7 protein-coding genes are annotated in these 10,354 nt (G+C 63.9%); 4 read left to right on the top strand and 3 right to left on the bottom strand.

Annotation, left to right across the window (positions count from 1 at the left end):
• Nucleotides 1-251 precede the first annotated feature (251 nt).
• Nucleotides 252-1,382: a redoxin domain-containing protein gene (locus AC1DSN_RS12565; protein WP_477293900.1), complete on the bottom strand. Its 1,131-nt coding sequence runs from the start codon at nucleotides 1,380-1,382 to the stop codon at nucleotides 252-254.
• A gap of 205 nt (nucleotides 1,383-1,587) precedes the next feature.
• On the opposite strand from AC1DSN_RS12565, the gene AC1DSN_RS12560 reads away from it, so the two are divergent.
• Nucleotides 1,588-3,303, top strand: a complete 1,716-nt coding sequence (locus AC1DSN_RS12560) for a M1 family metallopeptidase (RefSeq protein ID WP_477330940.1) — start codon at nucleotides 1,588-1,590, stop codon at nucleotides 3,301-3,303.
• A 29-nt stretch (nucleotides 3,304-3,332) separates the two neighbouring features.
• Here the strand turns inward: AC1DSN_RS12560 and AC1DSN_RS12555 are convergent, their stop codons facing one another.
• Complete coding sequence (locus AC1DSN_RS12555; RefSeq protein WP_477293896.1) at nucleotides 3,333-4,466, bottom strand: aminotransferase class I/II-fold pyridoxal phosphate-dependent enzyme; 1,134 nt, start codon at nucleotides 4,464-4,466, stop codon at nucleotides 3,333-3,335.
• Between the two features lie 128 nt (nucleotides 4,467-4,594).
• On the opposite strand from AC1DSN_RS12555, the gene AC1DSN_RS12550 reads away from it, so the two are divergent.
• Nucleotides 4,595-5,473, top strand: a complete 879-nt coding sequence (locus AC1DSN_RS12550) for an EamA family transporter (protein WP_477293894.1) — start codon at nucleotides 4,595-4,597, stop codon at nucleotides 5,471-5,473.
• A 48-nt stretch (nucleotides 5,474-5,521) separates the two neighbouring features.
• Here AC1DSN_RS12550 and AC1DSN_RS12545 read toward each other — a convergent pair whose 3' ends face one another.
• On the bottom strand, nucleotides 5,522-8,437 hold the full coding sequence (locus tag AC1DSN_RS12545) for an autotransporter family protein (RefSeq protein WP_477330938.1): 2,916 nt from the start codon (nucleotides 8,435-8,437) through the stop codon (nucleotides 5,522-5,524).
• A gap of 314 nt (nucleotides 8,438-8,751) precedes the next feature.
• Here AC1DSN_RS12545 and AC1DSN_RS12540 point away from each other — a divergent pair, with 314 nt between their 5' ends.
• Both AC1DSN_RS12540 and AC1DSN_RS12535 read left to right on the top strand, forming a co-directional pair.
• On the top strand, nucleotides 8,752-8,997 hold the full coding sequence (locus tag AC1DSN_RS12540; RefSeq protein WP_477293890.1) for a hypothetical protein: 246 nt from the start codon (nucleotides 8,752-8,754) through the stop codon (nucleotides 8,995-8,997).
• A 148-nt stretch (nucleotides 8,998-9,145) separates the two neighbouring features.
• Nucleotides 9,146-10,354: CocE/NonD family hydrolase (locus AC1DSN_RS12535; protein ID WP_477330936.1), on the top strand; the 1,209-nt coding region annotated here is incomplete at its 3' end.

The raw sequence follows: 10,354 nt of genomic DNA, 5'->3' as shown, positions 1-10,354 counted from the left end.
CTTCGGTGCCCACCCTCGAGGCGAGTTCCGCACAAGTGGAGCGGCCGTAGGCCAAATAAGTACACGGCCGCGCAGCGGCCTTTCCGGTACGAAACGCGGAGGACGTGTCTGAGCAGCGAGGGTGGGCACCGAAGGCTCTGCGCCTCACCCCCCACGCAAGCGGCGGCGCGAGCCGCTAAAACACGCACTCGCAAGGCGAGTGAACCGACCCCTCCAGCGTCCCAGGGATTCCGCGATGAACCCTGTGCCGGTCAGCCGAACGTGAAAGCAAGCACGTCCACCCCGGGATCCAGGAACTCGATCTCGAACGTCCGGTCGTCGATGGGTGCTTTCTGCCTGATGAGTTGATAAAGGCGCTGGCCGTCGATCGTCCCATTGCCCTGTTCGTCGGTATCCGCGCCGTGGCTGCTGCCTGGCGGCTTGCCATCGATCAGTACACGGAAGTGCAGCGTCGAACCGTGTGTGGATGGGCCCGCCACCAGGTGCAGGTCACGCGCGTGGAACCGGAAAAGAAGTCGTCCGTGAGCCTTGCGTACCGTGGTCGCTTCGGCCCCCATGGTCCACTCGCCCGAGAGCGCCCAGTCGTTGAGGTCGAGCGGTGTCGGCGCGGTGTAGGTGTGCCGCGTATCCTGTACGGCACCGCCTGGCGACGCGAATCGCTCCGTCCGTGCATAACCCAGATAGGTCTCGGGTGATTTCACGTTGTCCCAGTCAGGCGCTGTCTCGGCACCCGTGCCGTGCACGCTGACGAGGTTCTGTTCGACGCCTGACGCGCCTGCTTCGACCAGCAGCGCTTGTATCGCGCGTTCGGTCTGGTCGTAATCGCCTTCACCGAAGCGGTGATAGCGGATGCGCCCCTCGGCATCGATAAGGTAGATCGCGGGCCAGTACTCGTTCTGGAAGGCGTTCCAGATCCGGTGTCCATTGTCGACCGCGACCGGAAAGCTGATCGCGTGACTTGCCAGCGCGTCGCGCACATTGTCGAGCCGTTGTTCGAAAGCAAACTCCGGCGACTGCACGCCGATCACGACGAGCCCCTGCGCCTGGTATTTCGTTGCCCACGCGCGGAGATAAGGAAGCGGTCGAAGCGAGTTGATGCACGAGAATGTCCAGAAGTCGACCAGAACCACCTTGCCGTGCAGGCCGGAAGGGGTCAGGGCCGGCCCGTTGAGCCATGTCGTGGCGCCACTGAGCGCGGGAAACCGACCTTCCACCGGAAGCGCCGGGTTGGCGGCCGAATTGGAAGCCGCAGGGATAGCGGGAGGCGTCTCGCCCGCAACAGCGCTGGCCCGGGCACTGCCAACGCCAACGCCAACGCCAACCCCACCGCCCAGGCCAAGAGCGCCGACCACGAGAACGGATATCAGTTTGAGTGGTTTCACGGGGGCCTCGATGTGCTGGCTGTATCACCCCTCATACGATCAACCATCGGCACCGTCATGGATTGCACGAAGCACCGATGGTGCCGGGGACCAGCTTTTACATGCCACCGTCCTCCGCGCGATACCCATCTAAAGACCGATGACGAAGCACCCGCGGGTCAGTATGGTTCCCTCGCTTCCCCTCTCCCCGGACGGCTCATCGATCATGCGAAACACGCTCCTGCTCGGCATCGGCCTGGCACTTGGTACGGTCGCCTGCACGCCCTCGGCGCCGCCGGGACTTCCCGCCTTGACCGACCTCACCCTCAATTCCGGCGCCCCGCGTGCACCGGAACAGCTGGCCGTGACCTTCGAACATGCCGATCTGAGCTTCCGTGTCGATCCTGCACGGCACTGGATCGAGGGCGACGCGAGATTGACCTTCGCCGTTATGTCGCCGCTGCGTCGCGTGGTGCTGGATCTCGACCGCAACCTGCCCGTCGATGCGGTCGAAGTCGACGGCAAGGCATTGCCGCGTACCGCCTATCGGAATCCGGAGGGTCGCCTCGAGGTCGATCTTCCGCATCCGCTCGCCGCGGGAGCCCATACGACGGTGCGAGTCACGTACCACGGCAGCCCCCATGCCGCCGTACATGCGCCGTGGGATGGTGGCTTTGTGTGGGCCAGAACACCGAAGGGTCAACCCTGGATCGCCACCGCCGTGGAAGGCGAGGGCTGCGATTTGTTCTGGCCGTGTATCGATCATCCGATGGGCCGACCGAAACTCGTCGACGAGCACGTGACCGTGCCAGCTCCTCTGGTGGCTGTCGGCAACGGTGTTGCCGTCGGCATGGACGAGGCGAACGGCATGCGCACGTATCACTGGCGCAGTCACGATGTCAGCACGTACGGCGTCGCGCTGAATATTGCACCCTATCGGGAGCTGTCCGCGCCTTATACCAGTCGTTTCGGTAACGTCATCCCCACACACTATTGGTATGTGGACGATGAAAAGCAGGCGCGTGCACTCTTTGCCGAGTTCCCGCCCATGCTCGACTTTCTCGAAAGTACCGTCGGCCCGTACCCGTTTGGCGCGGAGAAAATGGGCGTCGTGGAAACGCCGTTCAAGGGCATGGAACACCAGACAGTCAATGCGTACGGTAACGAGTACGCCAAGACAGCCTATGGTTACGACGACCTGCTTCAGCACGAGCTATCGCATGAGTGGTTCGGCAACCAGGTGACCAACGCCAACTGGGATGACATGTGGCTGCACGAGGCGTTCGCGACCTACATGCAGCCGCTCTACGCCGAGTCGATCGGTGGAAAGCAGGCTTACTTCGCCAATCTCATGCAGCTTCGTAGCAAGCTTGCCAATCACCATCCGATCGTGTCGGGGCAGCCACGGCGGGAGGAAGATGTTTACGAGGACGCACGGGGTGGTCCAGGGCAGGACATCTACAGCAAGGGCGCGCTTGTGCTGCACACCCTGCGAAACCTCATCGGCGACGACGCCTTCTACCGCTCGGTGCGTTTGCTGGTGTACGGGACCGAGCACCCCGTGCCGGGCAACTTCGCGCCGCGATATGCCACCACGCGCGACTACATCGACATCGTCGACAAGGTCACGGGCAAGGACCTGCACTGGTTCTTCAACATCTACCTTTACCAGGCCGAGCTACCCGACCTGCAGGTAACCCGTGACGGCCAACAGCTGCACCTGACATGGTCGGTGCCTGGCAAGGGCGCCTTCCCGATGCCGGTCGACATGCGTGTCGGCGACCACGTGATTACCTTGCCCATGGCCGATGGTCGAGGTGAGCTGACGCTGCCGGAGCATGCGTCGTATACGCTCGACCCGGATTCGAAGCTGCTTCGGCGCGATGTAGGTATCGAGGCATATCAGGAGTACGTGAAAAAGCACAAGGCGAAAGACCGCTGAGCGACCTGCTACTCGCAATCACTCGGTGGTCAGGGGTTGCGTCGCAGATAGTCGCCCAGGGCAGCGAGTGCTTCTGGGCAATCGGCACGACCGAAGCCAATGCGAAAACGGTCGCTCGGTGTCGGACCCAGTTCGGATCGGTAGTGCTCGGCGGGCAACAGGAGCACACCAGCCTGCTCGACAAGGCCTGCCGCGAATGCTTCAACGCTATCGGCACCGAGGTATCGCGGGTAGGCCACGCAGCCGCCATCGGGTCGGTACCAGTCGAAGTGCTCGGGCCATTCGGCAAAGAAGCTGTCGAGTAGCGCCAGGTTGTCGCCGACGATCCGGCGATTCCTTTCGAGGATCGTCTCCCGCGCCTTGAGGGCGATGAGTGCCAGCTGTTCCGAAGGCCCCGAATTACAGATCGACAGGTAATGCTTGTATCGCTCCATCTTCTGCAGGAACGCGCGGTCGGTGCAGGCAATCCAGCCAATGCGAAGGCCGGGCAGGCCGTAAGCTTTCGACATCACGCCAAGCGAGATGCCGCGTTCGTACACGTCGGCCGCTTGCGGAAGGTATGCCGTGCCCGGCGGCCCGAGCGGACGGTAGACCTCGTCGCTGAACAGCCAGATGCCGTGGCGGCGGCACAACATCACCAGCGCGTCGTATCGATCGCGTTCGAGTATCTTGCCCGTCGGGTTATGCGGGAAGTTGATCGAGATCACCCGCGTGTTCGGCCGAATGGCGGCGGCGACACGGTCGATGTCGAGGGACCAGTGATCGTCGGGATCGAGAGGGACGCCGGTGACATCGCATATCGACAGCGGCACGGTTTCCGACGACTGATAGTTCGGGGTTACCACGATGGCGTGGTCGTCCGCGCCGAGTAACACACGCATGGCAATGTAGATGCCTTCCTCCGCACCGGCGAAGCAGAGCACGTCATCTGCCTGGCAACTGTCGTAGATGCCGGCGATGGCCTCACGTAGCGCTGGCGCACCATAGGTCTGCGTATAGCCCAGATGCAGGGACTCAAAGGCGGCGCGGTCCTCCGGCTCGGCCAGGGCAAGGAGCTCGTCCACCCGCATGCTCTGGGCATCCGAGGCCGTCAGGTGGAAGCGCGCCGCGAACTCCCATCGCGAGAAGTAGGTTTCGAGACGGAAGTCGGGCAGGGCGGTCATGAGCGGCCATCGGCAGGCGGGATGATGAATGGACTATATGTCCACCATAAACAAAAAGTCTATCTTTCCTGTCAGCAGTCACGTGGGAGCCCATGGGCGCCGTTCGCGGCAGCCGCTACAGTGCTTTCATGACTTCCCCACGCTCATCCCTCTGGCTGCCTGCACTGGCCGTACTCGGCTCGGTGACCTCGCTGTGCATCGGCACGTCATTCGCGAAAAAACTCTTCCCGCTGATTGGCGCGGAAGGCACGTCGGCCCTGCGCGTCGGGTTTTCCGCCCTGGTGCTCATCCTTTTTTGGCGTCCCTGGCGCTGGCCGCTGAGCCGTCGCGACGCAGGTTTCGTCATCCGCTATGGCTTGACGCTCGGCGTGATGAATCTGCTTTTCTACCTGGCGCTGCGGACCATTCCGTTTGGCATCGCCGTGGCTATCGAATTCAGTGGGCCGCTCGCGGTGGCGATGATTGCTTCACGGCGTCCGGTCGACTTTGTCTGGCTCGCCAGTGCGATCACGGGCCTGGTGATGCTGTTGCCCCTCGGCCATAACAGTACGCTCGACCCGACGGGTGTGATGCTCGCCCTCGGTGCCGCCGTCTGTTGGGCGTTGTACATCCTCTTCGGCAAACAGGCCGGACACCTGCATGCGGGGCAATCGGTATCGCTCGGCCTGGTGGCGGCGAGCCTCGTCGTCGTGCCTTACGGCGTGGCACACGCGGGCGCGAGCCTGCTCGATCCGATGATCCTGCTGGCCGGTCTCGGCGTGGCGATCGTCTCGAGCGCCATCCCCATGTCGCTGGAGATGATGGCGCTCAAGCGCCTGCCCAGCGAAACCTTCGGCATCATGGTGAGCCTGGAGCCGGCCGTTGCTTCGTTCCTCGCGATGTTGCTACTGGGTGAGCATCTCGCCGCCGGCCAGTGGCTGGCTATCGGGTTTATCGTGCTGGCTTCTATCGGGAGCACGGCGACCGCGCGCAGGACGCGGCCCGTAGCGGTCGAGCTGGCAGGCTGAGGCGAACTCGAGGCGGGGGTGTAGCACGCCCCGAGTTCGTTCTCCGCATTACCAGGCCTTGCGAATACCAATGGAYCCGGTCACCCGACGGTACCGATGGGCACCGAAGCGTGTTTCCACATCCGTCCACAGCCGCCACCCGTTACTGCGCATGAGAGCGACGCCAAGCTTAAGTCCGTAGCTGTTGCGCGGCACACCGGCATCGAACGACTCGGCGTTGAACGCCGTGGCATCGAGGCGGCCGAGGCGACGAATCCAGTTCGCGGCGAAGTAGGGCGAGGCGACGTGGCCGTTCGGCGTATTCCAGCGGGCGGCCGTGCGCACGCCGAGACGCGCGGTGGTGCCTGTGCCATGGAGCGGGCCGATGYGTGTGCCGTTGGTCTCATGATGCGTGCCTCCCCGTAGCCGGGTGCTGAGGACCTGCGCCTGCGGCTCGATGTACGCGTCGGTCTGGCGGCTGAGCGCGTGGCGCCAGCGGTGCCCTGCTTCCAGGCTGGTTGTCAGCATGCCGCTGCCATAGCGCTCGGCGGCGAGACCATCACCCTCCACGCGCTGGTTGACGTGCGCGTACTGTGTCCAACCGCGTATGTACGTGCCGGTGTCACTTCGAACGCCGCCGTACAAACCTGTAGCGGCACCACGCACGCGGCCTCTGGCTGCGTAATGCGTCAGCAGCGACGTGCCCCGTGTGTCGGCGCGACCGACGGCCGCCATGACACCCAGGTGAGCTTCGGTATCCGGATCACGGAGCAGGTCGGCACCGAGCGCAAGCTCGCTGGCCGACGACGTGGTGGTCAGCTGGTTGCCGATATCGAACGAGGTATGGCGGCGATCGAAGCGCGCCCAGATGTCATGGCGTGCACCGTCGCGTTCGTCATCTTCGCCGGCTCCGGGACCACCCTGGAACATCTCGAGCGCAGCGGTCTGGTTTGCCCGATAAGCGCCGACCTCAGGTCGCAGCAGGCGCGGGCGTACCACCGGCACCAGCGGATCGATACCCGGGTCGGGCGTCTCCGTCACAGGCGGGTCGATGATGGCGGGATCTACCGTTTCGGGTTCCAGTGACGAGCGCAGGTACCAGTCGCCGTCGTTCGCCGCGCTGAGTGCCCCCTGGTAGAGGAAGTATTCGTGGGCACCCGCAACCACGCGGCCAGCGAGTTCGAACCGACCGTGCGAGCTGCCGTCGACCTGCACCAGACGGATGCCGTCGTTGGTGTAGTCGCCCGCACCGTCGAGTGTATCGACTGAGATGAAGCTGCTGCCGGTCGTGTTGCCCATGATGTGGAGCAAGTCGGACGCTGAGGTGTCGTCACCAAGCCGGCTGCGCATGCGGAACAGACCCTGGTTGCCGTCGTAGTCTCCCGCGACGGTCAGCGTGGCGAAGGTGCCTGCCGCAGAAGCGAACGTCACGATGCCGTGGTCGCTGTTGAAACTGCCGATATGGCTGTCGCGCGCCACCGACCACCGGCCTTTGTCCTCCAGCGTGAGATCGCGAACGATGTCGGTACCGCCATGCCATAGGGCTTCGTTGCGTAAGGTCAGGGAGGTCTTCGTGGCATCCGGCGGCGGCGCACCACTGACGTCGGCGAGGCGGATGTCACCGATGGCCACGCTCTTGTTTTCCAGTGTCACGGTGAAAGGCGTGGTGGACGTGGGGTAGACGTCGATGAAGGCGGCGCCAGCCAGAACTGCGCCCCCGCTGATGCGTACCTTGGTCGGGTTGTTCAGGCGCAGCGCGGCGGCTTGTTCGCTCTCGATCGAGCCGCCCTGGAGGGTCAGTGAGCCCCCCTCGCTCACGTCAGCACCGTAGGCGGCGACGCCGGTGGTCTTGACGGTGGTGCCGTTGGCAACGATCGACGCGTTCCACGCGCTCAGACCATTGGCGAACTGCCCCGAGGTGAGGATGTCCGTGTCATTGAGGCTTATGCGCCCCCCGGCCCGGGCGTCAGCACCGTTCGCCGACCGTCCCTCGGTCACGATGTGCGTGCGTGTGGCGTCGACGGAAGGGACGCGTCCAGGGAAATCGCCACCCATCGCCACGATGCCGAACGCTTGGTTACCGTGGGTAAGGATGTCGGTGTCGCTCAGTTTGAGTGACCCTGCGCGTAGATCGACGCCGGCTGAGTTGAAGCCCGACGTCTCGATATGGGTGCCACTGATGCTGGCCAGCGCTTTAGTGGCGCCGTCAAAACCATTCGCGCGATCACCAGTGGTCTTCCATAGGCCACCCGAGACGGTGATGAAGGCGGCGTTTTCGTCGGAGTGCAGTGCATGCGCACCATTCCCGCCGGTCGTGATGGTTGTGTCGGTCACGACCGCCGTTCCGGTGGACGATATCCGCACTCCCATCGCCTGCTCACCGAGGGTTTCGATGGACGCTTTCGTCGCCCGCAGCCCGGACGAGGCGCCCTCCGCCGCCAACCCATGGGCCGCTGTGTTGGTCGTGGACACGTGGGTCGCCTCGGTCGCGAGCTGGGCTCCGTCGACGGCAAGCAAGCCGACTGCAGCGTAGCCAGTGGTGGCGACGCTACCGCCGACGAGTATGCCTTCGACGTCCTTGCCCTCGAACCGCGCCCCATTCGCCAAGCCACCCTCAGTGACGATGTCCACGTCAGTGAGCTTCACGCGACCGGTTCCCGTGTGCAGAAGGCCATGGGCGCTTCCACCGGCGGTTTGAAGTTTCCCTCCTGTCAGGGTGAGCTCACCCCCTGACCCCTCGGTCTTGATGGCTGAAGCGCCCTGGCCCGACGTTTTGATTCCGACGGCGGTGCCGGTGACGATGCCGCCATCCCTGATAAGAAGCGCCGCCTCGGACGGATGCGTCGTCTCCCAGGATCCTGCGGGAAGATCGAATTCCGTCCCATCGACAACCCAGGGTGGTCCTTCCATGCCCATGGCGGGCTGCGCAAAAGCGGCTATCATTGCCGACAGGTATCGGGTTTTAAACGTTTTTTCGGTAAGCACGCGTTCTCTCCTTGTCAGGCGAACGGACCAAGTGTCCGAATCGCAATTTCTGACTGACAAGACTAAGGACTGGCTTCCGGAGGCGTAACGCGATTATTCTGAAAAAAGCGTGCGATTACGTCACGCTTGCGTCACCAGACATCTACGCTTCATCATGATCGTTGCAATCTTGTCGCGTCTGTCTTCGCACGGGCACGCCAGGGATGAAACCATTTATCATCTGCACGCGCGGCGAAAGCCGTGGAGGGCCCGCCAACCGGTGGGTATCCGCCGTCGCGCTTGCGCCTATACATAACAACTGAGGAGCCAAACCTATGAAGATTGCTTCGATCACTGCACTCGCTTTCGTCGCTGCCGCCATGCTCTCCGCTTGCAACAAGAGCGAAGACGCTACCCCGGCTGCTGCCCCGGCTGCTGCTGCCACGGCTCCGGCCGCTGCTGCAACCGCTCCGGCTGCTGCTCCGGCTGACGCCATGGCCGCTCCGGCTGCTGCCACGACCGCTCCGGCTGCTGCCGGCACGGCCGCTCCGGCCGCTGCGTCGACCGCTGCTGGTCAGTAAGTAGTACGCACCACCGAACCCGCCGCTCCTTTGGGAGCGGCGGGTTTTTTATTKCCCGCGATCCGGGGCCTCCCGGTCGGGACCATGGCCTCCGGGCCCGCGATACGGCACGCTAGAAGGGTTTCGTCCCAACGCCACAGGAATGCCCATGTCGCCTCGCTCGTTGCTTCCCATGCTCGCCCTGTCACTGGCCGTCGCTTCCGGCCTTGCCGCAGCGCAGACCGCGCCGATGACGCCGGATATCCCTGCGAAGTTCGAAGCACCCACCGCTGCCAACGACTACATCAAGCGCGTGGTGGAGATCCCGATGCGCGATGGGGTCAAGCTGCACACGGTCATCGTGATTCCGAAGAACGCGAAGCACGCGCCGATCCTGCTGACCCGCACGCCCTACGACGCCGATGGGCGCGCCGAGCGCGGCGGTGCGACGACCATGCGCAACCTGCTGCCCCAGGGCGACGAAGTGTTCGTCGACGCAGGCTATATCCGTGTTTTCCAGGACATCCGCGGCAAGTACGGTTCGGAAGGCGACTATGTGATGACCCGCCCGCTGCGCGGTCCGCTCAACTCGTCTGAGGTCGATCATTCCACCGACGCCTACGACACGATCGACTGGCTGACCAAGAACCTGCCCGAGTCCAACGGCAAGGTCGGCATGATCGGCTCGTCGTATGAGGGCTTCACCGTGGTGATGGCCCTGATCAACCCGCACCCCGCCCTGAAGGTGGCGGCGCCGGAGAGCCCGATGGTGGACGGGTGGATGGGCGACGACTGGTTCCACTACGGCGCCTTCCGGCAGACCAACTTCGACTACATCACCGGCCAGAACGCCAAGCGCGGCAAGGGTGAGGAAATCACCCGCGCCGGCTACGACGACTACACCAACTTCCTCGCCGCCGGTTCGGCGGGCGACTACGCCAAAGCGGCTGGCCTCGACCAGCTGCCCTACTGGCGCAAGCTCAGCGAGCACCCCTCCTATGACGCCTACTGGCAGGGCCAGGCGCTCGACAAGGAAATGGCGAAGCAGCCGCTGAAGGTCCCGACCATGTGGCTGCAGGGCCTCTGGGACCAGGAAGACATGTGGGGCGCGATCCATAGCTACGAAGCCATGGAGCCCAAGGACAAGGGCAACGACAAGAATTACCTCGTGATGGGCCCCTGGCGCCATAGCCAGGTCAACTACAGCGCGTCCTCGCTCGGCGCACTGAACTGGGACGGTGACACGGCACTCCAGTTCCGTCGCGACGTGYTCCTGCCGTTCTTCAACCAGTACCTGGTCGATGGCGCGCCGAAGGCGAACACGCCGCCGGTCCTGATCTACAACACCGGCGAAAACCACTGGGACCGCTTCAAGGCG

This window comes from Luteibacter sp. P4_D7_3 (genome assembly GCF_056401735.1).
This window is presented reverse-complemented; position numbering and strand designations above follow the sequence as displayed.

Coding starts and splice junctions, on each gene's coding strand:
- AC1DSN_RS12560 (WP_477330940.1), top strand. CDS start 1,588: ATGCGAAACACGCTCCTGCTCGGCATCGGCCTGGCACTTGGTACGGTC.
- AC1DSN_RS12555 (WP_477293896.1), bottom strand. CDS start 4,466: ATGACCGCCCTGCCCGACTTCCGTCTCGAAACCTACTTCTCGCGATGG.
- AC1DSN_RS12550 (WP_477293894.1), top strand. CDS start 4,595: ATGACTTCCCCACGCTCATCCCTCTGGCTGCCTGCACTGGCCGTACTC.
- AC1DSN_RS12540 (WP_477293890.1), top strand. CDS start 8,752: ATGAAGATTGCTTCGATCACTGCACTCGCTTTCGTCGCTGCCGCCATG.